The sequence below is a fragment of the Streptomyces sp. Act143 genome (assembly GCF_003143935.1).
In the GTDB taxonomy this organism is placed as follows: domain Bacteria; phylum Actinomycetota; class Actinomycetes; order Streptomycetales; family Streptomycetaceae; genus Streptomyces.
In genome coordinates, this window is record NZ_QFRX01000001.1 from 4,130,620 (window position 1) to 4,153,804 (window position 23,185).

Annotated in this window: 22 protein-coding genes; 8 read left to right on the forward strand and 14 right to left on the reverse strand. The window is 73.4% G+C overall.

The genetic code is table 11. The features are described 5' to 3' along the window. Positions 1-14: 14 nt before the first annotated feature. The 7 genes from DI272_RS18305 to DI272_RS18335 all read right to left on the reverse strand — a co-directional run bounded on the left by DI272_RS18305 (position 15) and on the right by DI272_RS18335 (position 6,960). Positions 15-1,325, reverse strand: coding sequence for a hypothetical protein (locus DI272_RS18305; RefSeq protein WP_109496394.1), 1,311 nt, complete (start codon positions 1,323-1,325; stop codon positions 15-17). Beyond that, entirely contained in the window at positions 1,322-2,380 is a 1,059-nt protein-coding gene (locus DI272_RS18310; RefSeq protein WP_109500904.1) for a hypothetical protein, read from the reverse strand. The genes DI272_RS18305 and DI272_RS18310 overlap by 4 nt, the downstream gene beginning before the upstream one ends. A gap of 8 nt (positions 2,381-2,388) precedes the next feature. Then, entirely contained in the window at positions 2,389-3,231 is an 843-nt protein-coding gene (locus DI272_RS18315; RefSeq protein ID WP_109500905.1) for a hypothetical protein, read from the reverse strand. 42 nt (positions 3,232-3,273) lie between these two features. After that, complete coding sequence (locus tag DI272_RS18320; RefSeq protein WP_109496395.1) at positions 3,274-3,960, reverse strand: LPXTG cell wall anchor domain-containing protein; 687 nt, start codon at positions 3,958-3,960, stop codon at positions 3,274-3,276. A gap of 152 nt (positions 3,961-4,112) precedes the next feature. Beyond that, entirely contained in the window at positions 4,113-5,408 is a 1,296-nt protein-coding gene (gene serS / locus DI272_RS18325; protein ID WP_109496396.1) for a serine--tRNA ligase, read from the reverse strand. Positions 5,409-5,835: 427 nt separating this feature from the next. Then, positions 5,836-6,351, reverse strand: coding sequence for an ATP-binding protein (locus DI272_RS18330; RefSeq protein WP_109496397.1), 516 nt, complete (start codon positions 6,349-6,351; stop codon positions 5,836-5,838). Positions 6,352-6,582: 231 nt separating this feature from the next. Beyond that, complete coding sequence (locus DI272_RS18335) at positions 6,583-6,960, reverse strand: STAS domain-containing protein (RefSeq protein WP_059196186.1); 378 nt, start codon at positions 6,958-6,960, stop codon at positions 6,583-6,585. Between the two features lie 237 nt (positions 6,961-7,197). On the opposite strand from DI272_RS18335, the gene DI272_RS18340 reads away from it, so the two are divergent. Both DI272_RS18340 and DI272_RS18345 read left to right on the forward strand, forming a co-directional pair. Further along, positions 7,198-8,175 (forward strand): RNA polymerase sigma factor SigF, encoded by a 978-nt coding sequence (locus tag DI272_RS18340; protein ID WP_181387234.1) that lies wholly within the window; start codon positions 7,198-7,200, stop codon positions 8,173-8,175. 121 nt (positions 8,176-8,296) lie between these two features. Beyond that, entirely contained in the window at positions 8,297-9,787 is a 1,491-nt protein-coding gene (locus DI272_RS18345) for an RICIN domain-containing protein (RefSeq protein ID WP_109496398.1), read from the forward strand. A 184-nt stretch (positions 9,788-9,971) separates the two neighbouring features. Here the strand turns inward: DI272_RS18345 and hutI are convergent, their stop codons facing one another. From hutI to hutU, 4 genes are read right to left on the reverse strand one after another with little or no spacing between them, the layout of a single operon-like run. Beyond that, positions 9,972-11,144, reverse strand: coding sequence for an imidazolonepropionase (gene hutI / locus DI272_RS18350; RefSeq protein ID WP_109496399.1), 1,173 nt, complete (start codon positions 11,142-11,144; stop codon positions 9,972-9,974). A 20-nt stretch (positions 11,145-11,164) separates the two neighbouring features. Beyond that, positions 11,165-12,496 (reverse strand): formimidoylglutamate deiminase, encoded by a 1,332-nt coding sequence (locus DI272_RS18355; protein WP_109496400.1) that lies wholly within the window; start codon positions 12,494-12,496, stop codon positions 11,165-11,167. Then, on the reverse strand, positions 12,493-13,716 hold the full coding sequence (locus DI272_RS18360) for an allantoate amidohydrolase (protein WP_309221662.1): 1,224 nt from the start codon (positions 13,714-13,716) through the stop codon (positions 12,493-12,495). Before DI272_RS18360 ends, DI272_RS18355 begins: the two co-directional genes overlap by 4 nt. Next, the gene (gene hutU / locus DI272_RS18365) at positions 13,713-15,377 is read right to left on the reverse strand and encodes a urocanate hydratase (protein ID WP_109496401.1); all 1,665 of its coding nucleotides are present in this window, start codon (positions 15,375-15,377) and stop codon (positions 13,713-13,715) included. The genes DI272_RS18360 and hutU overlap by 4 nt, the downstream gene beginning before the upstream one ends. 115 nt (positions 15,378-15,492) lie before the next feature. On the opposite strand from hutU, the gene DI272_RS18370 reads away from it, so the two are divergent. From DI272_RS18370 to DI272_RS18390, 5 genes are all read left to right on the forward strand, one after another. Then, positions 15,493-16,872, forward strand: coding sequence for a diaminopimelate decarboxylase (locus DI272_RS18370; RefSeq protein ID WP_109496402.1), 1,380 nt, complete (start codon positions 15,493-15,495; stop codon positions 16,870-16,872). 188 nt (positions 16,873-17,060) lie between these two features. After that, positions 17,061-17,447, forward strand: coding sequence for a hypothetical protein (locus DI272_RS18375; RefSeq protein WP_109496403.1), 387 nt, complete (start codon positions 17,061-17,063; stop codon positions 17,445-17,447). Beyond that, complete coding sequence (locus DI272_RS18380) at positions 17,444-18,253, forward strand: hypothetical protein (protein ID WP_109496404.1); 810 nt, start codon at positions 17,444-17,446, stop codon at positions 18,251-18,253. Before DI272_RS18375 ends, DI272_RS18380 begins: the two co-directional genes overlap by 4 nt. 34 nt (positions 18,254-18,287) lie before the next feature. Next, positions 18,288-18,767, forward strand: a complete 480-nt coding sequence (locus DI272_RS18385) for a roadblock/LC7 domain-containing protein (RefSeq protein WP_109496405.1) — start codon at positions 18,288-18,290, stop codon at positions 18,765-18,767. Between the two features lie 23 nt (positions 18,768-18,790). Continuing rightward, on the forward strand, positions 18,791-19,165 hold the full coding sequence (locus DI272_RS18390) for a hypothetical protein (protein ID WP_109496406.1): 375 nt from the start codon (positions 18,791-18,793) through the stop codon (positions 19,163-19,165). A gap of 6 nt (positions 19,166-19,171) precedes the next feature. Here DI272_RS18390 and DI272_RS18395 read toward each other — a convergent pair whose 3' ends face one another. From DI272_RS18395 to DI272_RS18405, 3 genes are all read right to left on the reverse strand, one after another. Continuing rightward, entirely contained in the window at positions 19,172-19,765 is a 594-nt protein-coding gene (locus DI272_RS18395) for a hypothetical protein (protein ID WP_109496407.1), read from the reverse strand. Positions 19,766-19,905: 140 nt separating this feature from the next. Beyond that, the gene (locus tag DI272_RS18400; protein ID WP_109496408.1) at positions 19,906-20,763 is read right to left on the reverse strand and encodes a MurR/RpiR family transcriptional regulator; all 858 of its coding nucleotides are present in this window, start codon (positions 20,761-20,763) and stop codon (positions 19,906-19,908) included. Further along, a complete protein-coding gene (locus DI272_RS18405) occupies positions 20,760-22,232 on the reverse strand; it encodes an aromatic amino acid ammonia-lyase (RefSeq protein ID WP_109496409.1) in 1,473 nt (490 codons plus the stop codon). Before DI272_RS18405 ends, DI272_RS18400 begins: the two co-directional genes overlap by 4 nt. Positions 22,233-22,748: 516 nt before the next feature. Between DI272_RS18405 and DI272_RS18415 the strand changes: the two genes are divergently transcribed. Then, positions 22,749-23,180: a hypothetical protein gene (locus tag DI272_RS18415; RefSeq protein WP_181387541.1), complete on the forward strand. Its 432-nt coding sequence runs from the start codon at positions 22,749-22,751 to the stop codon at positions 23,178-23,180. The last annotated feature ends 5 nt before the right edge of the window (positions 23,181-23,185 follow it).

Here is a 23,185-nt window from a genome sequence, read left to right on the forward strand (position 1 = left end):
TTTCCCGGGCCGGCTCAGAGGCGCCGCCTGCCCGGCAGGAACGTGAACACCGCCGCGCCCAGCAGCACGGCCGTGCCGGCCACCAGCCCCAGTGCCTTCAGGGCGCCGTGGTCCTCGGAACCGGTCGCCGCCAGGCCGCCGGACGAGCCCCCGCCGGACGTGCCTCCGCCGGACGCGGAGCCGCCGCCTCCGGAGGCGCCGCCCTCCTGCTGCGTCGTGTCCAGCTTCAGGGACACCGACGTGGAGTCCGGCTTGCACGTCGTCGTCGTACCGAGCGCCTCGATCGTCAGGACGCCCGGCGACAGCGTGGACTCACCCGTCGCCCCCGGCTTGTAGGTGCCGGTCATGTCCGGGATCTCGATCGGGTCGCCCGCCTTGATGTCCTCGGTGTTGGTCGGGCCCGCCACCCGCACCGAGCCCTTGTCGGCGCCGCCCAGGACCACCTCCATCGACGGCTTGATCGAGTCCTTCGGGATGTTGGCGGGGCTGTTCATCGGCGACTTCTTGAACTGCACGGTGAGAGCGAAGTTCCCGCCGTCCTTCTTGGCGTCGATCTGGATGGTGGACGTCGCCTTCTGGGTGCCGATGGGCGACTGGCAGGTGTAGGGGATGTCGACGACCTTGCCGCTGAAGTCGGTCTGCCCGCTGTCGGAGGCCGTGGCGCTCGGGGTCGGGGAGGCACTCTCACCGGGCTCGTCGGAGGTGCCGGAGGTCGGGCTCGGGCTCTCGCCGGGCTCGTCGGAGGAGGTGGGGGTCGACGAACTCCCGTCCCCCGCCCGGACGTCGATGGTCGCCGCCGCCGGGACGGCCGCGCTCGGCGTGCACTTGGTGTCCGTGCCGTAGGCGGTGACCGTGTAGGCGTCCGGCGTCAGCGTGACCTCGCCGGCGGTCGTCAGTTTCAGGGTGCCCTTCATGTCGGAGAGCACCATGGCGCCGCCCTTGGGGATGGGCGGGTTCTCCTGCGGCCCCGCCATGGCGATGTCGGCGCTCTGCGCACCGGCCGCCTTGAGGGTGCCGGCCGGCTTGACCTGGTTCTCCCCGATGTCGATGAGGTCGGGGTTCTTCGAGGCGGCCTGGACGAACTTCCACACCACCTCGACCTCGTCGCCGACCTCGGCGGTGGCGGGTGCGGTGATCTCCACCTTGGTGGTGCCGTCCACGGGGTCGAGGCCGACGCCGGCGGGCGGGACGCAGTGGGTCGCGTACGACACCTCCGCGGCCTGCGCGGGCGCGACGGCGACGACGCCGGTCAGGACGCCCGCCCCGCAGAGCGCCAGCGCGACTCTGGCACGGTCCGGTACGGCGGCTCTCCTTCGCTTGCTCACGTGGGTCCCTTTCTGGTGGGGGTCGTCGGGCTGTCGTCGTGCGGTGCGGAGAGCCGGCCGGCCGTGCCCGGATCGGAGTCCGGGGTGAACCACGGCAGGGTCGAGGACGAGGGCGGCTGTTCGGCCGGGTCGCTGCGCAACCCCGGCAGCCGCAAGGTGAGTTCGGGTCGTCGCAGCCGCAGCGCGGGGCGGGACCGGCCGCCCGGGCGGCGGGGCCGTACCCGGTCGACGACGGCCATCCCGGCGCGGAACAGGGCGGCGGGCACGACCAGGCAGACCAGGACCCAGAACAGGGTCACGCCCCAGGGCCGGCCGACGCCCCAGGGCTGTTCGGCGAGGACCTTGCCGCCGTACTTGAGCGAGACCGTGTAGTCGCCGTGCGCACCGCCCGTCAGCTCGACGGGCAGCTCGATGCGAGCCCGCCTGCCGGGCCCGATCGTGCCGCGCCACTGCTGTTCCTCCCACTGCGGGGCGAACACGCCGTGGGAGGTGCCGACTTGGAAGACGGGGTTCTTGACGGCCGAGGTGCCGACGTTGCCGACGGTGAAGACCAGGGTGCGGGCGGGCGGCGCCCCGAACCAGGTGAGCAGCCCGCTGGAGCCGTCGAGGCGGGTGTCGGTGAGGACCGACAGCCGGCCGCCCGCGGTGTCGGCGGGCAGCGGCTCCACGGCGTGCCCGGCAACCTGGAAGATCGCGTCGGCCTCGGCCTTCGCCCCGGTCACCGTCGCCACGTGCACCACACAGGGGCAGGGCACGGGCGGTTCGGCGACCGGCAGTCTCCGGCTGAAACGGCCCTCGGCGTCGGTGGTGACGGCCCGTCCGTCGGCGTTGGCGCAGGAGTTGGTGCCGCCGGGCACACCCCGGGACGGTACGGCCTGGCCGCAGATGAGGATCATCAGCAGCGCCTTCGCCCGCCAGCCGCTGCCACTGACGGTGACCGAACCGCCGGTGCCGGCCTGGGACTTGGAGAGCTTGACGGTGGGCCGGTCGGCGGCCGACGCGCCGGGCGCCGCCACGGCCGACACCAGCGCCAGCAGCACCGCCGCCACCAGCATGCGCAGCTTCACGAGACCGCTCCCGTCAACTCGGCTTCCGGGGAGGAGGATTCGGGCCGCCCGCCCTCGGGGCGCCGGCGGCGTCGTACAGCCCGCAGGCGTCGTACCAGGAGCAGCGCGCCCCCGGCCGCCGCCGCCCCCGCACCGCCCGCCACCGCGCCCCACGGCCCGACGCCCGCCGAGACCCGGGCCTCGTCCCGCGCCCCGCCCGCCGCCGTGACGGTCAGCCGCACCTCGACGGAGTCCAGGACGGGCCCGTCCCAGGGCTCGCTGAGGGTCAGGCGGCGGCCCGGCTCAAGGGCGGCCGGCAGGGTGCGCGGGGCACGGTCGAGGAGCGGGCCGAGGAGGCCGTCGACGTGGACGGCGAGCCGCGGGGCGAGGGTGGTCGTACCGCGGTTGACCAGCGTGTACGTGATGCGGTCGGCGCGCACGGCCAGGTCCTCGACGGTGAGGGCCGCGACCGTGGGGACGGTGGCGCGCAGATGGACCGGGACCCGCCGGGTGCGGCCGTCGGTGTCGCGCGCGACGAGCTGCGCGGTGCCGTCGTGGGCCGGGACGGTCACCGTGAAGGGCACCTCGGTGCGGGTGCGCGGGGGCAGCCGGAGCCGGGCGTCCGCGAACGTGACCTCGGCGCCCTCGGCGCGCAGCGAGACGTCCACGGGCGCCTTGCCGCGGTTGGTGAGGGTCATCGCGTCCTGGAGGACCGTGCCGGGGCCGCCCTCGGCGTAGAAGGACGGCCGCGCCTCCCCGGCGGGCGCGGCCGACCAGCCGTCGGCGGCGGCGTGCGCGGCCGGGACGGCGCTCAGCAGGGTCAGCAGGGTCAGGCCCAGGACACGGACGGCGGATGGCATCGGCGGCATCGGCGGCTCCGGCGGTCGTACGGCTTGCGGGGGTCAGCGACGGGCCGCCGCCTGATGCCTCCTCGTCAGCCACAGCGCGCCCGCCGCGCCCGCCAGCAGGACCGTGCCGCCGAGGGTGCCGAGGGCGATCGCCGAGTCCTCGGGACCGGTCTGCGGAAGGGCGTCGCCGGAGTCGGTGCCGCTCTGGGTGCCGCTGCCGGCGGCGCCGCCCGCGGCGGTGACGTCCAGGCTGAGCGAGGGGCCGGGGCTGTTGGTCGGGGTGCAGGTGGTGGTGGTGCCGAGGGCCTTGATGGTGAGGACGCCCGCGGTGAAGGTGACCTTGCCGGACTTCTTCGGGGTGTACGTCCCGCTCAAGTCATTGATCTTGATGGGGGTGTTGGCGGGGACGACCGCCTGGTTGGCCGGCCCGGACACGTTCAGGGTGCCGCTGTCGGCGCCGCCCAGCTTGATGACGGCGCTCGGGGACATCGCGCCCTTGCCCAGGTCGACCGGGCTGGAGGAGACGCCCTTCTGCCAGGACATGGTGATCTTGTAACCGCTGCCGCTCTTGACGCCCTTGATGTCGATGGGCGAGACGGCGCTCTTGTCACCGATCGGTGTCTTGCACTGGTACTTGACGTCGACGACCTCGGCATGGGCGGCGGGGGCGGCCATCAGCACCGCCGAGCCGGCCAGGGCCGCGGCGGACGCGAGCGCGGCGGTTCGATTCCGGTACGACACGTTCCGCTCCCTCTTGCTCGGTTCCTGACGGCACATCAGATGGGCCGTCAAGGTACGCCCGGGGTCGCGAGGAGGGAAGACAAGGTGCGCGCCGGAGTTGTGACGATCCGGCGCGCACGCACGGGGGTTCGGGTGGAGGACCGCCCCCGGGGCTAACCCCGGGTAACCCGAGGGTGCAGCACCTCGGGCAGCCCCCAGCGCCGCAGCACCTCCGGCACCTCCACCGTCCCGTCCGCCCGCTGGTGCTGCTCCAGGATCGCGGGCAGGAGACGGCTGGTGGCGAGGCCCGAGGCGTTGAGGGTGTGGACGTACGCGGCCTTGCCGCCGCCGGCCGGGCGGTAGCGGATGCCGCCGCGCCGGGCCTGGTACTCGCGGGCGTTCGACACCGAGCTGACCTCGGTGTACGTCCCGAGGCTGGGCAGCCACACCTCGACGTCGTAGGTCTTGGCCTGGGCGGGGCTGGTGTCGGCGGCGGCGAGCTTGGTGACACGGTGATGCAGCCCGAGACCGGCGACCAGCTCCTCTGCCCGGGCGAGGAGTTCCAGCTGGGCCGCGTCCGAGTCGGCGGGCCGGGCGAACTGGAACAGCTCGACCTTGTTGAACTGGTGGCCGCGCAGGGTGCCGCGCTCGGCGGTGCGGTGGCTGCCGCTCTCCACGCGGTAACAGGGTGTGTAGGCGACGTACTTGAGCGGCAGGTCCGCTTCGTCGAGGGTCTCGCCGCGGTGCAGGTTGACGAGCGCGGTCTCGGCGGTGGGCAGCAGGAAGCGGCCGCCGGTGCCTTCGCCGGTGCCTCCCGTGCGGAACACCTCGTCGGCGAACTTCGGGAACTGGCCCGCGGTGTAGCCCGCCTCCTCGGTCAGCAGGTGCGGCGGCAGCACGAACTCGTAGCCCGCTCTGCGGTGGGCATCGAGGAAGTGATTGAGCAGTGCCCACTCCAGGGCGGCGCCGTCGCCCCGGTAGACCCAGTAGCCGCTGCCCGCGAGGCGGACGCCGCGCCGGTGGTCGACGAGCCCGAGCTCCTCGCTGAGCTGTACGTGGTCCCGTGCGGGGTGGGCGAGTTCGGGCGGGCTGCCGACGCTCCGTACGACCTGGTTGTTCTCCTTGCCGCCCGCGAGGACGTCGTCGTCGGGGAGATTGGGCAGACCGTCGAGGAACTCCCGGTGCCGCCGGGCGAGGCTGCCGAGTTCCGCCTCGGCCTCGGCGAGCCGGTCGGCCGACTCCCCGGCCTCGGCCCGGAGTTCGCCGACCGGGTCACCGGCCCGCCGGCGGGCGCCGACGGCGGCCGAGATCCGGCGCCGCTCGGCCCGCAGCGCCTCCACCGCGGTACGGGCCGCGCGGAACTCGGCGTCGAGGGCGAGGAAGCCGGGGATGTCGGCGTCGACGGCCCGCTTGCGCAGGGCGTCGCGGACCTGGTCGGGGTGGTGTCGGATGAGGGTGACGTCGAGCATGTCGCTGCGCTCCGTCCGGTCTCGTCCGGAACGGCGCGCGCCGCCCCGGGGCTGATCCCTCGGGGCGTGGGCGAGAGGGTGCTCGCGGTGCCACCACGCCTTCATCGCCGTACGACCGCTTGTCCGTGCGTCCGTGCGTCCGTGCGGCGATCTCGTTCTGGCCCGATGACGGGGGCCGGCCGGCGGGGCATTTCCTCCCCGCACTCGGGAGTGGATTCGCACCGGATCGGCGAGGCCGCCTTCACACCTGCCGACAGCTCTCTCGACTCGCGTGACCCGGGCTACTTGGCTCCGTCAGCGCGTTGCCGGTGAGGGTAGGGCACGGGGCGGGAGCGGCGGAAACGAATTTCTCGGGGCCGTTGCGGGGGGGGGCACGCGGGGCGGTTGCGGGGGGTGCGGGGGGCGGTTACGCGGGGCGGGGCTCCGCTTACGCGGGTGCGCCCAGTTCCGCCCAGACCGTCTTGCCCGTGACCCCCGGGTTGCGGACGACCCCCCAGTCCAGGCACAGCCGCTGGACGATGAACATGCCGTGTCCGCCGGGGCGGCCCGCTCGGTGGGGGGTGCGGGGTGCCGGCTGGCCCGCGCCGCGGTCGGAGACCTCGACGCGGATCACCTTGTTGTCGCAGGCGATCCACAGCTCGTCCGGTCCCTCGGCATGCAGACAGGCGTTGGTGACCAGCTCGGAGACGACGAGCAGCACGTCCTCGGCGGCGGCCCGCTGGTCCGCGGTGGCGGCGGGCAGCCAGCCCCACGCGTACAGCGCCTGCCGGGCGAAGTCGCGGGCCAGCGGGACGACCCCGCTCGCACCGTCGAAGCTCAGCCTGCGGACCTGCCGGCCCGCCGAGGACTCAGACGGCACGACCGCACCCCCTTCGGACGCCCCGGAAGCGCCGTCGGCCTCCGGGCCGCGGTCGCCCGGCGAGTAAGGCCGGGTGCTGCTCATCAGCGCTTCACCTCACCGATTCACCAGTTCACGATTCAATGGTCACGTTGCGATACATGCCGTACGGGCCCCCGCGCGACGTTCTGGATGCCGCCGGCGCGACGTCCAGGATGTCTCCTGCCCGACCGAACCGGCAGAACACCCCCTGTTTCGGCACGGAAAGCGTCACACGGGGAAAGTGCCGTGCCCGCCGGGACGGCGGAGGGCTCGGCGCGGCCGGCGCGGACCGGCTCAGCCGGTCTCGTCGGCCAGGGCCGCGGCGAGCGTGTCATGGACGGTGAAGACCGCGTCGGCACCCGTGATCTCGAAGACCCGCGCCACGACGGGCAGCATCCCCGCGAGATGCACCCCGCCCCCGGCGGCCTCCGCCTTCAGTCGCGCACCGAGCAGTACGTTCAGGCCGGTGGAGTCACAGAATTCCAGGCGTGAGCAGTCGACCACCAGACGACTGAAGCCCTTGGCGAGGCACTCCTCGAGTGGCTCACGCAACAAATCCGCCGTGTGGTGATCCAGCTCACCTGCCGGGGTCACGACGGCGCTGGCGCCCTCTTCCCGCACCTCGACCAGAAGCCGGCCAGACTGTGCGCTGCCGACCGTCCCGCGGTCCATGCCGTCTCTCTCTCCCGACGTCGTGGCTGCTGCTGACGCCCTCGAACACTACGCCTTCCTCACACACCCTGACACCTGAACATCCGCACGCAAACGGACATTTCCCCACAGAACGCACTTGCGGCGAGGTCGGGATAGCGGGTAGGGCTAGTAAGGACACGTACTCGACACGGCCGGCTTTGGAGGCGCCGCACACCGCAGTGCACGCATGGCATCGGCAGCCACATGCCGAGAACGATGGAGGACATCATGTCACCCCGGCTCGACGCATCGCATACCCAGAACGCGACGTCGACATCCCCCCCGGAACATCTGGATCCCATCGAGCAGATCGAACAGGTCGGACAGATCACGCAGATCGAGCAGATCGAGCAGGATCAGCAGGATCAGCAGGATCAGCAGGACGACCTGCTCGCCGGGCTTCCGGAGATCCCCCCGTACGACGAGGTGGGGCCGGTGGACGCACGGGCCCTGTCCAAGACCCTCTTCGCGCGGCTGGAGTCGCTGGAGGAGGGCACCCACGAATACTCGTACGTCCGCAACACGCTCGTCGAACTCAACCTGGCCCTGGTCAAGTTCGCCGCCTCCCGCTTCCGCTCCCGCAGCGAGCCGATGGAGGACATCATCCAGGTCGGCACCATCGGCCTGATCAAGGCGATCGACCGCTTCGAGCTCAGCCGGGGCGTGGAGTTCCCCACCTTCGCGATGCCGACGATCATCGGCGAGATCAAGCGCTTCTTCCGTGACACCTCGTGGTCGGTGCGGGTCCCGCGCAGGCTCCAGGAGCTCCGGCTCGACCTGGCCAAGGCCGGCGACGAACTGGCGCAGAAGCTGGACCGGGCGCCGACGGTGGCCGAGCTCGCCGAGCGCCTGGAGCTGACGAAGGACGAGGTCGTGGAGGGCATGGCCGCCTCCAACGCGTACACCGCGTCGTCGCTGGACGCCCAGCCGGAGGAGGACGACGCCGAGGGCGCGCTGGCCGACCGGATCGGCTACGAGGACCACGGGATCGAGGGCATCGAGTACGTGGAGTCCCTCAAGCCCCTGATCGCCGACCTCCCGCCCCGGGACCGGAAGATCCTCTCCCTGCGCTTCGTGGCGGGCATGACCCAGTCCGAGATCGGCGACGAACTCGGGATCTCCCAGATGCATGTGTCACGGCTGCTGTCGCGGACGCTGGTGCGGCTGCGCAAGGGGCTGACCGTGGAGGAATGACAACTTCTCCCCCGGTTACCCACAGAAACGCTTTTCCCACGGGTGCGCTTCCTCCACCATGAGCCGTCATACCCGCCGGTAGGCCAGGACTCCGGCGGGTACGACGGCGAGGAGGCAGGGGATGGCTGTCCACGCGGACGCGTCCGACGCACGGCTCACCGGGCTGCTGCGCACCGACACCGCCACCGCGTACGCGGCGCTCCTGGAACTGCGCGCCCGGCACCGGGAACCCGGCCTCGCGTACGCCCGGCTGTGCACCACGAGCGAGTCCGCGGCCCGGCAGCTGGCCGCGCAGGTCTTCACCACCGCCGCCCGTGAGACGGCACGCGGCACCGACCCCGGCGTCCCCTGGCGCCACCGGCTCCTGCTGCTGACCGTGCGGTCGGCGTCCTCGTGGGCCGCGGACGACCGCGCGGCCGGCCTCGACCCCGGCCTGCTGCTGATCCTGAACACCTCGGCACCCGGCGGCCCGCCGCCCCCGATGCTCGCCGCGTTCCGGTCGCTGCCCGCCCGGGCCCAGGGCCTCGTCTGGTACCGGCTGGTGGAGCGCGAGCCGGAGACCCGTACCGCCGTCCTCCTCGGCCTCACCCGCGAGGACGTGGTGTACGGCACCGAGCCCGCCCTGCAGTCCCTGGCCCAGGCGTGCCCGAGGTTCCGCCTCGCCGCCTCCGACGATCCCGACTGCGCGGACTTCCGCCGCCTCATCGAGGAGTCGGTACGTCCGGGCACCCCGCGCGACAGCGCCGATCTGCGGGCCCACATGGCGCTCTGCGTCCACTGCACGGCGGCGTACGAGGAGTTGTCCGCGCTGCGCGACAACCCGCGCACGGCCCTGGCGGAGGGCCTGCTGCCGTGGGCGGGCACGGCGTACGTGACCCGGGAGACGGCCGGGGAGCGGGTCGGTGCGCCGGGCTCGCCCAGGACCTGGCCCCGGCACCGGCGGGTGGTGCTGACCTCGGTGGCGCTCGGGGTGGCCGTGACGCCCCTGGTGCTGCTGCTCATGGCGCAGAGCTCGTCGCCCCGCGGACCTCAGGACACGGCACGCACCCCGGCCCCGGTGGTCCCGCCGCCGGTGACGGTGACCGCCACCGCGACGGTCTCCGCCGCCCCGACGCCCTCCCCCACGAGCCGACCGCCGTCGCCGTCGCCGTCGCCGTCGCGGACCGCCCGGCCGACGCCTTCACCGTCGCCCTCCCCGGTACGGCCGCCGGGCGCGACGTACGCCCAGGTGGTGAACGTCGCCTCCGGCCGCTGTCTGGACATCCGCGACGGTGACCTGGAGCAGGGCACGGACGTGATCACCGCGCCCTGCGCCTCCTCCCCCACCCAGCGCTGGCGGGTCGACACGGGACGCGGCGTCCTCCAGTCGTCCGCCGACCCCGACTTCTGCCTGGACAGCCGGGGCTCGGTGGACCGGGGCGTCGGCATCTGGGAGTGCGGGTCGGTCGACGGGGACAACGGCGACAACCTGCGCTTCACCGTGGACCCCGACGGCGTGATCCGCCCGGCCATCGCCATCGCGACCGCCCTGACGCCGGACGACGACGGGGGACTCGTGCTGCGTCCGCTGACCGGGGGCCGGGAGCAGCGGTGGCGGGCGGGGGCGGTGTGACGGCCGGGGCGCTGTGACGGCCGGGGCGCTGTGACGGCCGGGGCGGGGGCTGAGGCGGGGGCGGGGTGACGGCCGGGGCGGGGGCTGAGGCGGGGGTGGTGTGACGGCCGGGGCGGGGGCTGAGGCGGGGGCGGGGTGACGGCCGGGGCGGTAGTGGAGCGGTTGATGAGGTGTCGGGGGGCGGTCAGAGGTCGCGTACGCCGTTTCGCCACACCCCGCTGACCAGTGGCACTCCCGGCCGGTACGCCAGATGCACATGGCTCGGGGCGTCCAGGAGGACCAGGTCGGCGCGGGCGCCCGGGGTGAGGCGGCCGATGTCCGTGCGGCGCAGGGCCGCCGCGCCGCCCGCCGTGGCCGACCAGACCGCCTCGTCGGGGGTCATGCCCATGTCCCGCACGGCGAGCGCGACGCAGAACGGGACGGACGAGGTGAAGGACGAGCCCGGGTTGCAGTCGGTCGACAGGGCCACGGTCACGCCGGCGTCGAGGAGGCGGCGGGCGTCCGGCCACTCGGCGCGGGTGGAGAACTCGGCGCCGGGGAGCAGGGTGGCGACGGTGTCGCTGTTCGCGAGGGCGTCGACGTCGGCGTCCGTGAGGTGGGTGCAGTGGTCGGCGCTCGCCGCGTCCAGTTCCACGGCCAGCTGGACGCCGGGGCCGTAGGAGAGCTGGTTGGCGTGGATGCGCGGGTGCAGGCCCTTGGCCTTGCCCGCGGTGAGGATCGCGCGGGCCTGGTCGCCGTCGAAGGCGCCCTTCTCGCAGAAGACGTCGATCCAACGGGCGTACGGGGCGCAGGCGTCGAGCATCTCACCGGTGACGAGGTCGACGTAGGCGGCCGGGTCGTCGGCGAAGTCCGGGGAGACGATGTGCGCGCCGAGGTAGGTGACCTCGTCGGTGTGGGCGGCGGCGATGCGCAGGGCGCGGGACTCGTCCTCGACCGTGAGGCCGTAGCCGGACTTGGTCTCGAAGGTCGTCGTGCCCTGGCGCAGGGCCTCGGTGAGGTAGCGGGTGAGGTTCGCTTCGAGTTCGGCGTCGCTCGCGGCCCGCGTCGCGGCGACCGTCGTCCGGATGCCGCCGGCGGTGTAGGAGCGCCCCGACATGCGGGCGTTGAACTCCTGGGTGCGGTCGCCCGCGAAGACGAGGTGGGAGTGGGAGTCCACGAAGCCGGGCAGGACGGCCCGTCCCCCGGCGTCGACCCGGTTGTCAGTGGCGGGTGCTTTGCTTGATTCACCGGTCCACGCGACGCGGTCGCCGTCGATGACGACGGCCGCGTCCTGGATCAGACCGAGGGGGGAGCTGTCGCCGAGGGAGGGGTCGTTGGTGACGAGCGCGGCGATGTTGGTGATGACGGTGCTGCTCATGGCGTCCTTGTCGGTCGTCTTCAGGAGCGGAGGGCTTCGACGGCCTGCGCGAGAGCCCGCGGCACGTCCGGTACGAGCGTGTGCGCCCCGTCGCGTACGACGTGCCGGCCGCCCACGATCGTGTGCCGTACGTCCGCCGCGGTCGCCGCGAATACGGCCGTCTCGGCGCCCAGCCTGGGCAGCGGGCCCGCTGTCCTGACCGAGTCGAGCGCGATCGTCGTGAGGTCGGCGAGCGCGCCGGTCTCGATGGTGCCCGCCTCGTCCCAGCCGAGCGCGGCGTGGCCGTCGGCGGAGGCGGCGCGCAGCAGGGCGGCGGCCGTCCAGTGGCCGCGGGTGCGGGTGCGCAGCCGCTCGTTCAGCTCCATCGCGCGGGCCTCTTCGAGCAGGTCGATGACGGCGTGGCTGTCGGAGCCGAGGGAGAGCGGCGAGCCGGCCCGCTGGAGGGCGGGCGCGGGCCCGATGCCGTCGGCGAGATCCCGTTCGGTGGTCGGGCACATGCAGGTGCCGGTGCCGGAGCCGCCGATGAGGGCGATGTCCTCGTCGGTGAGGTGGGTGTTGTGGACGCCGGTGGTGCGGCGGCCGAGGACGCCGTGGTCGGCGAGGAGCTGGGTGGGCGTGCGTCCGTGGGCCTCGCGGCAGGCGTCGTTCTCCGCCGTCTGCTCGGACAGGTGGACGTGCAGCGGGGCCCGCCGCTGCTCCGCCCAGGCGGCCACGGTCGCCAACTGGTCCGCGGGCACGGCCCGTACGGAGTGGACGGCGGCCCCGATCCGCGCGTGATCCCGTTCCTTGAGAAGTGCACAGCGTTCGGCCCAGGCCTCGGCGGTGCCGTCGGAGAAGCGGAGCTGGTGGGCGGTGGGGGGCTGCCCGAAACCGGCGGAGAGATAGGCGGTGTCGAGGAGGGTGATGCGGATGCCGGCGTCGGCGGCGGCCGCGATGAGGGCCTCGCCCATGGCGTTGGGGTCGGCGTAGGGGGTGCCGCCGGGGGCGTGGTGGAGGTAGTGGAACTCGCCGACGGAGGTGACTCCGGCGAGCGCCATCTCCGCGTACACGGCCCGGGCGAGGGCGTGGTAGGTCTCCGGGGTCAGCTGGTCGGCGGTGGCGTACATGACCTCGCGCCAGGTCCAGAAGGTGCCGGAGCCGACCTGGACGGTGCCGCGCAGGGCGCGGTGGAAGGCGTGGCTGTGGGCGTTGGCGAGGCCGGGGAGGGTGAGGCCGCGCAGGATCTCGGCGCCGGGGGGCGGGGTGGGCACGTCCGTGCGGACGGCCGTGATCCGGCCGTCCGCGACCTCGACGGCGACGCCCGGCTCGACGTGGGTGTCGAGCCAGGCGTGCTCCAGCCAGTACGTCGTCACGAGGTGGCCAGTCCTTCCAGTACGTCGGCGAGGGCGAGCACCCCGGCCACGCAGTCGTCCTCGGCGGCGAACTCGGCCGGGGAGTGCGAGACGCCCGTGGGATTGCGTACGAACAGCATGGCGGTCGGGATCGTCCCGGACAGGATTCCGGCGTCGTGTCCGGCGCCGGTGCCGAGGACGGGGACGGTGACGGCGGAGTCGGTGTCCTTGCCCAGGATGCGGGCCAGTTCGTCGCGCAGGGCGTGGTCGAACTCGACGACGGGCGTGAAGGACTCCCGGACGATGTCGAGGGCGATGCCGTGGGCGTCGGCGTACTCGCGGGCGGCCTTCTCGATCCCGCCGACCACCTGGTCCAGGCTCGCCTGGTCGGCGGCGCGGGAGTCGAGCCAGCCGCGCACGAGGGAGGGGATCGCGTTGACGCCGTTGGGTTCGACGGCGATCTTGCCGAAGGTGGCGACGGCACCGGCGAGGCGGGCCTCGCGGCGGGCGGCGAGGACGGTCTCGGCGTACGACAGCATGGGGTCGTGCCGGTCGGCGAGGCGGGTGGTGCCGGCGTGGTTGGCCTCGCCCCGGAAGTCGAACCGCCAGCGCCCGTGCGGCCAGATGGCGCTGGCGATGCCGACGCGGTCGCCGGACAGGTCCAGCGCCCGGCCCTGCTCGACGTGCAGTTCGACGAAGGCGCCGATGCGGCCGAGCCGCTCCGGGTCCGCCCCGATGGCGTCGGGGTCGTAGCCGGCGGCCTCCATGGCCCGGGGCAGGCTGATGCCCTCCCCGTCGGTCAGCCGGTGCGCCTGCTCGACGGTGAGCTGCCCGGAGGTGAGGCGCGAGCCGACGCAGGCGAGGCCGAAGCGGGCGCCTTCCTCGTCGCCGAAGTTGACGAGGGCAAGGGGCTTGGTGAACGCCACCTGCCGGGCGCGCAGTTCGTCGAGGGCGGCGAAGGAGGACACGACCCCGAGGGGTCCGTCGAAGGCGCCGCCGTCGGGCACGGAGTCCAGGTGCGACCCGGTGACGACGGCGTCCCCGGCGGCCGGGTCGCCGAGCCAGGCCCACTGGTTGCCGTTCCGGTCGACCTCGTAGGCCAGCCCGCGGCTCACGGCCTGTTCCCTGAACCAGGCCCGGCATTCGGCGTCGGCCCCGGTCCAGGCGAAGCGGCGGTAGCCGCCGGAGGCGGAGCTGCGGCCCAGGGGGAGCAGCTCCGCCCACATGCTCTGGAAGGTCACGCGTCGTCACCCTCGCGCATCGGCACCCGCACGCCCCGCTCGTCGGCGACCGTCTCGGCGATGTCGTACCCGGCGTCCACGTGCCGGATGACGCCCATGCCGGGGTCGTTGGTCAGCACGCGTCGGATCTTCTCGCCGCCCAGCTTGGTGCCGTCCGCCACCGTCACCTGGCCGGCGTGGATGGACCGGCCCATGCCGACGCCGCCGCCGTGGTGCAGGGAGACCCAGGAGGCGCCGGAGGCCACGTTCACCATGGCGTTGAGCAGCGGCCAGTCGGCGATCGCGTCGGAGCCGTCGAGCATGGCCTCGGTCTCGCGGTAGGGGGAGGCGACGGAGCCGCAGTCGAGGTGGTCGCGGCCGATCGCGAGCGGTGCCGCCAGCTCCCCGCTCGCCACCATGTCGTTGAAGCGCTCACCGGCCTTGTCGCGCTCGCCGTAGCCGAGCCAGCAGATGCGCGCGGGCAGGCCCTGGAAGTGGACGCGCTCCCCGGCCATCTTGATCCAGCGGGCCAGGGACTCGTTCTCCGGGAAGAGTTCCAGGATCGCCTTGTCGGTCTTGGCGATGTCGGAGGCCTCGCCGGACAGGGCGGCCCAGCGGAAGGGGCCCTTGCCCTCGCAGAAGAGCGGGCGGATGTAGGCGGGGACGAAGCCGGGGAAGGCGAAGGCGCGGTCGTAGCCGGCGAGTTGGGCCTCGCCGCGGATGGAGTTGCCGTAGTCGAAGACCTCGGCGCCGGCGTCCATGAAGCCGACCATCGCCTCGACGTGCTTCGCCATGGACTCACGGGCGCGGGTGGTGAAGCCCGCCGGGTCCTTCGCCGCCGCGTCGGCCATGTCCTCGAAGGCGATGCCGGTCGGCAGGTAGGCGAGCGGGTCGTGGGCGGAGGTCTGGTCGGTGACGATGTCGATGGGCGCGCCCATGGTGAGGAGCTGCGGGACCAGGTCGGCGGCGTTGCCGAGGACGCCGATGGAGAGGGGCCTCCGCTGGTCGCGGGCCTCGACGGCGAGCTGGAGGGCGTGCTCCAGGGAGTCCGCCTTCACGTCCAGGTACCGGTGCTCGATGCGGCGCTCGATGGCCCGCGGGTCGCAGTCGATGCAGATCGCGACGCCGTCGTTCATGGTGACGGCGAGGGGCTGGGCGCCGCCCATGCCGCCGAGGCCGGCGGTGAGGGTGATCGTCCCGGCGAGGGTGCCGCCGAACTTCTTCGCGGCGACGGCGGAGAAGGTCTCGTAGGTGCCCTGGAGGATGCCCTGGGTGCCGATGTAGATCCAGGAGCCGGCGGTCATCTGGCCGTACATGGTCAGGCCGAGGGCCTCCAGGCGGCGGAACTCCTCCCAGTTGGCCCAGTCGCCGACCAGGTTGGAGTTGGCGATGAGGACGCGCGGGGCCCACTCGTGGGTCTGCATGACACCGACGGGGCGGCCGGACTGGACCAGCATGGTCTCGTCCTGCTTCAGGGTGCGCAGCGTGCGGACCATGGCGTCGAAGGAGCGCCAGTCGCGGGCGGCCTTGCCGGTGCCGCCGTAGACGACGAGCTTGTCGGGGTGCTCGGCGACCTCGGGGTCGAGGTTGTTCTGGAGCATCCGCAGGGCGGCTTCCTGCTGCCATCCCAGGGCACTCAGTTCCGTACCGCGCGGCGCTCGTACGGGGCGGGGTCCTGACATGGTCTGCCTCCTAGCGGACTGTTTGGCTCTCTATTCACATCCTGACCACCTGAATAGAGCTAGTCAATAGCGCGGTCCGTCAGCGCGGGCGCGCCATGGGTGTTTGGCTGGACGCATGGGTGCGGACGACGACCTGACGGGGGCTGTCATGGACAACGAAGGACAGGGTGAGCGCGCCGCGCGGCGCGACGAGGCGGTGCGGGCCGCGGTGGAGCAGGGGCTGCTGGGGCCGGGCTCCCCCATCGTCGGGCTTCTGGACGTCACCGGCATCCGGGAGACGGCAGCCGAGCTGCGGGCCGCGTTCGACTCGGTCACCGCGCCCGGCACACCGGTGCTGCACGCCTTCGCGGTGAAGGCGACCCCGCTGGTGCCGGTGCTGCGGCTGCTGCGGGAGGCCGGGATCGGCGCGGAGGTGGCGAGCCCCGGCGAGCTGGCGCTGGCCCGGGCGGCGGGCGTCACGCCGCAGCAGACCGTGCTGGACTCGCCCGCGAAGACACCGGCCGAGCTGCGCGAGGCCCTCGCCCTGGGGATCGCGGTGAACGCCGACAATCCGCAGGAGCTGGACCGGATCGACGCCCTCATGCGGTCCGCGACGAGCCGCTCACCGCTCGGCATCCGGGTCAATCCGCAGGTCGGCGGGGGCTCCATCGGGGCGACCTCGACGGCGACGGCGACCTCGAAGTTCGGGGTGGCGCTGCGCGACCCCGGGGCCCGGGAGTGGCTGCTGCGCGCCTACGCCGACCGCCCCTGGCTGAACCGGCTGCACGCGCACACCGGCTCCCAGGGCATCCCGCTGTCACTGATGGCGCGCGGTGTCGCGGAGACGTACGCGCTCGCCGAGGAGATCAACCGGCACATCGGGCGCCCGCAGATCGACACCATCGACATCGGCGGCGGACTGCCGGTGAACTTCACCTCGGACACGACGGCGCCGACCTACGCGCAGTACGCGCGGCTGCTGAGCGAGGCGGTGCCGGGGCTGTTCGACGGGCGGTACGGGCTGGTGACCGAGTTCGGGCGGTCACTGCTGGCCAAGCACGGCACGGTCGTGGCTCGGGTGGAGTACGCCAAGAGCGCGGGCGGGCGGCCGGTCGCGGTGACGCACGCGGGCGTGCAGGTGGCGACGCGGACGGTGTACGTGCCGGGGTCATGGCCGCTCAGGATCGCCGCCTACGACGCGAAGGGGCGGCCCAAGGAGGGGCCCGAGGTGGTCCAGGACATCGCCGGGCCCGCCTGCTTCTCGGGCGACCTGCTGGCGGAGGCCAGGGCGCTGCCCCTGCTGGAGCAGGGCGACTACGCCGCGGCGCTGGACACGGGGGCGTACTACTTCGCCCACCACTACGCGTACAACTCCCTCGCGCGGCCCGGCATCCACGGCTTCGCCCCCGCCGAGGGCGGCGGGATCGCCTTCGCGACCGTCCGCACCCCGCAGACGCTCGACGAGATCGTGGCCGAGTCCGGAGGGGCGCACGCCGCCACGCTCACCACCCTCTGAGCAGGCGCGCGCCCTTGACGCACGCCGGAGGGCATGCAGGTCAACTGATCCGGAAACGAGCTCAGTTGACCCACCTTAGCCATCCGGCGCATGTTCCACCGGAAAATGCCGGAATCCTCACCCCTCGCCCACACCCTGCGTAGTTTCGGCGTCACTCAGCCGAACCCCAGGCGGGAGGGGAACTCACGGTGCCCGGTATCGACGAGTGCCTGCTCGAAGTCATGCAACTGCCCGGTGCCCGGGGCGCCGCGCTCGTCGACTGGACGAGCGGACTGGCCCTGGGCACCGCCGGCGAGTCACCGGGCGGCGACTACGAGACGGCCGCCGCGGAGGCGGCCGAGCTGGCCCGAATGGCCGCCGAACACCGGGTGTTCGCCCCGGACGACGACGCCACCGACCCCCCGGTCGAGGACGTCATCATCAGCAACCGGGACAGCTACCACGTCCTGTGCTTCGTCCAGACGTCCTTCGACAGCAGCGTCTTCCTGCATCTGTGGCTGACCCGCGTGGAGGGCAACCTCGCGCTGGCCCGCATCCGGCTCGGCGAGATGACGGGACGGCTGGTTCTCGGATGACCGCGGTGACCACCACACCGCCGCCCCGGCTGCCGGTGCGCGACAAGGCGGAGGCCCGTGAGCGGGCCTGGGGCGGCGTCTCGCCGATGCTGACCCGGCTCGCCGCCGAGCGCGCCACCGGCGTCCTGGCCCGCGAGCGCGGCACCCTGCACCTCTCCGAGGGCCGGGTCGTGCACGCCGCGAGCCCCGCGGCACCCGGCCTCGACGTCCTGCTCACGGCGCACGGCACGCTCGACGCGGCCACCTGGCAGCGGGCCGTCGAGGAGGCGGGCGGGCCCCCCGGCGCCGGTCTGCTGCTGGTCGCCCGCGGCCTGCTCACCCGGGGCGCGCTGGAGCTGTGCCACCTCGAAGCGCTCTACGACGCCGCCTACTTCGCGCTCGCCCCCAGCAGCGCCCCGGGCCGCTTCCGGTACACGGACGCGGACCGGCTCGGCTCGGTGCGCGCGACCCCGGTGGCCGCCCTGGAGCACGAGACGCTGCGCCGCCGCGACCTGCTGCACCGCATCTGGCCCGACGCGGGGACCGACGAGGCGCCGCTGCTGCGCGCCGCCACCGCCGCCGCCCCCGCCCTCACCGCCCGGCAGCGGGCGGTGGTGAACCTGGTCGACGGCGTCCGCACGGCACTGGACATCGCCCGCGCGATGGGGCGCCCGGCATTCCACACCCTGGTGGACGTACGGCGGCTCGCGGCGGCCGGAGTCCTGGTGCGCGGCGCCATGAAACCTCCCGAAGCGGCCCTGTACGAGACCACCGACCCCGACATCACGCTGCTGAAGAGGCTCAGGGATGCGCTGGAGTCCCTTTGAACGACAACGCACCCGTGCCGAGAGGAGTGACCAGATGGCGGCCGACCCCGAAATCCTGGACGAGCTGCGGCGATTGAGAAGCCGGGTGCCGTATCTCACCGGAGCCCTCGCGGCGAGCGTGGACGGCCTCGTCCTCGCCCAGGACACCCCGGGCGTAGAACCCGACGGCATGGCCGCGCTCACCTCGGCCGCACTCGGCATCGCCGTGCGGCTGACGGACGCGACCGGGCAGGGGGGCTTCCGGGAACTGACGGTGCGCGGCGCGTACGGCTACGTGGCGACGTACGCGGCGGGCCGCACCGCCGTCCTCACCCTGCTCGCCCAGGACCGGGTCAACGCCGGCCGGCTCCATCTGGAGGGCCGCCGGGCCGGCACCCGGATCGGGGAGTTCCTCGACTCCCGGGCTCCGGCCGAGGCACCCGGCGCCGCCGCCAAACCGGCCCGAGGGGCCGCCCGCACCAGGGCGGCCCGCACCCCCCGTACCACCAACGCACGTACCTCTACGGACAGTTGAAACAACAAGAAGGGCATACAGTCATGGCCAACACCGAAACATCCCTCAAGGAATGCCTCGCCACCATCGAGGGCGCGACCGCCGTCGCACTGGTCGACTACACCAGCGGCATGGCCCTCGGCACGCTGGGCGGCAGCAAGAGCTTCGACCTCAGTGTGGCCGCGGCCGGGAACACCGACGTCGTCCGCTCCAAGATGCGCACCATGGAGCACCTCGGGCTCAAGGCCCAGATCGAGGACATCCTGATCACCCTGTCCGACCAGTACCACCTGATCCGGCTGCTCAGCGGCCGCGGCGGCAACGGACTGTTCCTGTACCTGGTCCTGGACGGCAAGCGGGCCAACCTCGCGATGGCCCGCCACCAGCTGAAGAAGATCGAGGAGGAGCTGGAGGTCTGACGGGCCTCAGACCAGTGCGGCGGCGCGGCGCCGGGCCCCACCCGGGGCCGCGTCGCCCGCCGCGATGCCCGTGCCGCGGTACGCCTTGACCGCCTTGCCGGCCGGGCGTCCGCCGCGCGCGTCGAGCCAGTCCACCCGCACCCACAGCAGCGCGTCCCCGGCGCGCTCGCGCCGCCCGAGCCAGGCGGCCTTCAGCCACAGGCCCACCCCCGTCCCGGCGAGCAGCAGCCCACCCGCGACGGGCACCGCGAAGTTGGCGCCGAGCGCCACCAGCCAGACCAGCAGCAGCCACCAGCGATGTCCGTGCCGCCAGTTCCGTACGGTCACGCCCCGGTCCTGGAGCACGTCGTGCCTCCCGGCCCGGGCGGCACCGCGGGCCAGGGCGGTGTAGCGCCTGCGGCGGCGGTACGACACGACGGCGGCGCCGATGAGGAACAGCGCCGCCCCGGCCATGACCCCGATCCGGCGTCCGGTCACCCCCGGCACCAGCAGCCCGACACCCGCCGCGAACACCCCGGCCCACCACAGCGGCGCGGCCCCGGCGCGCACGACGACGGCCACCCGAGCCAGCCCCTGAGCCCTGCGATCCCCGCGTGCCACGTTCCGCCTCCTCGTCCTACCGGCACAGTCCTGTCGGCCGGGCAGGTTAGCGGCCGAACGTGAGACGAGTCTGAAAAAACGCGAGCCGCGGGGGCGTGCGCCGGAAAGCCGTGCGCCATCAGCCCGGGAGACGTGCGCGGCTACTCCACGAACAGCCCCCGCGCCGCCGCCTTCGCGTCGAACTCCTCCAGGCGGGCCTGCGCCTCCGGCAGGTCGTCGCACATCGCCTCCAGCAGCACCCGCCCGAGCAGCATCGGCGCGCACGCCGTGTCGAAGGCGAGCCCGGTGCCGACGGCGGCGGGCAGCAGCAGGTCGGACACCTTGGCGACCGGCGCGAAGGCGGAGTCGGCGACGGTGACGACGGTCAGCCCGGCCTCCTTGGCGTAGCCGAGCGCGTCGAGGACCTCGCGGGGATGGCGGGGCAGCGCGAAGCACAGCAGCGCCGAGGCGCCGGCGCGGACGGCGGCGTCGATCCGGTCGTGGATCATCGTGCCGCCCTCGTGCAGCAGCCGTACGTCCGGATGGACCTTGGCGGCGAAGTAGGCGAAGCCGTACGCCTGCGAGGCCGCCGCCCGCAGCCCCAGCACCGGCAGCGGCCGGGAGGCGGCCAGCACCCGGCCCGCCCGCTGCACGGGCCGCGGGTCGGCGAGCACCTCCGCGAGGTGCCGGAGGTTGGCGATCTCGGCCTCCACGGCCTGCTGGTACTCGTTGTACGACGCCGCGTCCGCCGGCGGCTGCTGTTCGGCGGGCGCGACCTCGCGCAGGTGGCGCCGCAGGGCGGGGTAGCCGTCGAAGCCGAGGGCGACCGCGAAGCGGGTCACGGACGGCTGACTGACCCCGGCGAGCTCGGCCAGCTCGACGCTGGACAGGAACGGCACGTCGGCGGCGCGCCGCACCATGCTGTGCGCGATGCGCCGCTGGGTCGGCGTCAGCCGGTGCCCCTCGAAGAGCGCCTGGAGCCGTGCCGCGGGAGTGTCCTTCACACCCATGTCGCTCATGCCTCGCTCCCCCTCCAGATGTCCGTGAACCGGTCGAGCAGTGCGGCCGCCACCGTCACGTCGTGCGTGAGCGGCCGGTCGGCCTGGTCCTCGTCGAGCGCCGAGAACGCCAGCTCCAGCGCCCGCCCCACCGGCAGCTCCGGGTCGGGGCCGAGGTCGCGCTGACGCAACGCCCGTACGGCGGCGACGAGTTCGCAGCCGACGACGAGCCGGAACGCACCGCACGCCCGCAGGGTCTGCCGGGCGGCGAGCGAGGCGAAGCTGGCCTGTTCCTCGACGCCCCGGGAGAGTACAGCGTGACCGAGCGAGGCGGGGGCGGAGAAGGCCCGCAGATCGCCGAGCGCGGCACCGGCGGCGTACTCCAGGATCATCACGCCGGAGGAGGCGGGCTCTTGGTCGGCGAGGAAGGGGCGCAGGCGGGTGTACGCGGGCTCGTTGAGGGTGGACAGGCGGGAGGTCGACAGCCGCGCCACCTGGGTCAGGGCCAGTCTGAAGTGGTCCAGGGCGAGGGCGAGTTGGGCCTGGTAGAAGCCGCCGTGGTGATAGGCGGCCATGTCCTCGGGGGAGATCAGGGGGTTCTCGGCGGCGGCGTTGATCTCGACGTCCAGGACCTGCTCCAGGGCGTCGGCGGCATCGTGCGCCGGGCCGTGGATCTGCGGCAGGCAGCGGAAGCCGTACGGGTCCTGGATACGGCCGAGCGGAGGCGTGGGCCGGTCCGCGGCGCCGATCAACTCCCGCATCGCGCGGGCGACTTCACCACTTCCCCGGTGCGGCCGGGCGGCGTGCACGGGGGCGGCGTACGCCTCGTGCGAACCGTCCACCGCGAGCAGCGACAGCGCGCCGACCACCTGGGTGGCCTCAAGCAGCCCGCGCAGTTCGTGCAGGGCGAGCGCGGACTGGCCGAGGGCGAGGGCGTTGCTGCTGATGAAGGCGAGGGCGTCGTTGTTGTCGAGGGGCTGCGGCTCGGGCCCCGCGCCCTTCCAGGGGTGCTCCCCGGCCAGTGCGAGCCCGGCCTGCGCGAGCGCCGCGATGTCCCCGGTCCCGACCGACCCGAACTCGTGGACGACCGGGTACGCCCCGCCCTCCAGGGCCTCGCACAGCGCGGTGACCACCGTGGGCCGCAGCCCGGCCCCGCCCGCCAGCAGCTGATTGGCCCGTACGGCGAGCATGGCGCGCACCTGCCGGGCGGGCAGTTCCTCCCCGATCGCACCGGCGTGGCTGCGCAGCAGCCTCAGGCCGTGCTCGGCGGCGGCCTCGGTGGGGACGGGCTCGTTGCGGTTGGCGCCGACGCCGGTCGAGCGGCCGTAGACGCGTCCGGTCGCGGCGATCCGGCGGGCGGCGTCCCAGGACTCCGCCACCCGCTTCATCGCCTCGGTGCCGGGCACCGGCCGCGCGGTGCCGTCGGCCAGGCGCACGACGTCCGCGACGCCGAGCGCGACGCCGTCGAGGACCACCAGGCCCGTGTGCATCACGCCGTACTCCCTCACCGACCGCGGCCTATTCAGAGTCTAAGCGCCCTGTATGGCCTTATGCAGGCACAAGGTTCCCGATCAGGCGCCGGTATGGCAAGGGCGATGATCCGACGACGGATCAGCCAGGTGCCACCAAACGGGCACTCGGGGTGACAGACCGCACACATAAGGTGAAAAAGGTGCGCTAAAGGCTCGCCGCGCGATCAGCACAGCACGATGATCCCCTGAGGATGCGTCATGACCTCGAACCGAAGGGCCTTCCTGACGGCCACCACCATCGGCGCGCCGGCCACCGTCCCCGCGGCGGCGGCCTCCGCCGTCCCCGACCCGCCATCCGAGCCGACCCGGCCTTCCGCCGGGCCCAGATGGCGGCCGCCCGCTTCGACCTCGGCACCGGGCTCGTCTCCGTACTGCCCTGAGGCTGCCGCCGCCCCGATGTCCCGAATCCCAACACGGGGGCTATCCCCAGTGCGGCCGCCGCCCCGGCTCCCTAGCGTGGACCGTATGACGGGAATGGACGCGCGGGACGCCGACCTGAAGAAAGAACTCGACGCCACCCTGCAGGCCCGCAGGGAACTGGGCGAGGAGTACGAGTCCGCGCTGGTCGACTCCTTCCTGGAGAAGGTCGACCAGCGCATCGACGGCGCGGTGGAGCGCCGGGTGCGCCGGCAGATGGCCGAGCAGCAGATGGTGGTGGCCCGGGGCTCCCGGTCGCCGAAGTCCACGGACTCCTGGGGGGAGCGCTTCGGGTTCGGCATCGTCTCGCTGGTCCTGGCGATCCCGCTGTCCGCGATCGGCGGCGGCATCGCCCACCTCCCGGGCCTGCTGGCCGCCTGGGCCGGCATCGTCGGCGTCAACGCCTTCCAGGCCGTGCGCACCAACCCCGAGCTGTTCCGGGGCCGACGGCACCGCGCCTCCGGTCAGGACAGCGAGTGGGAGGACTGACCGGC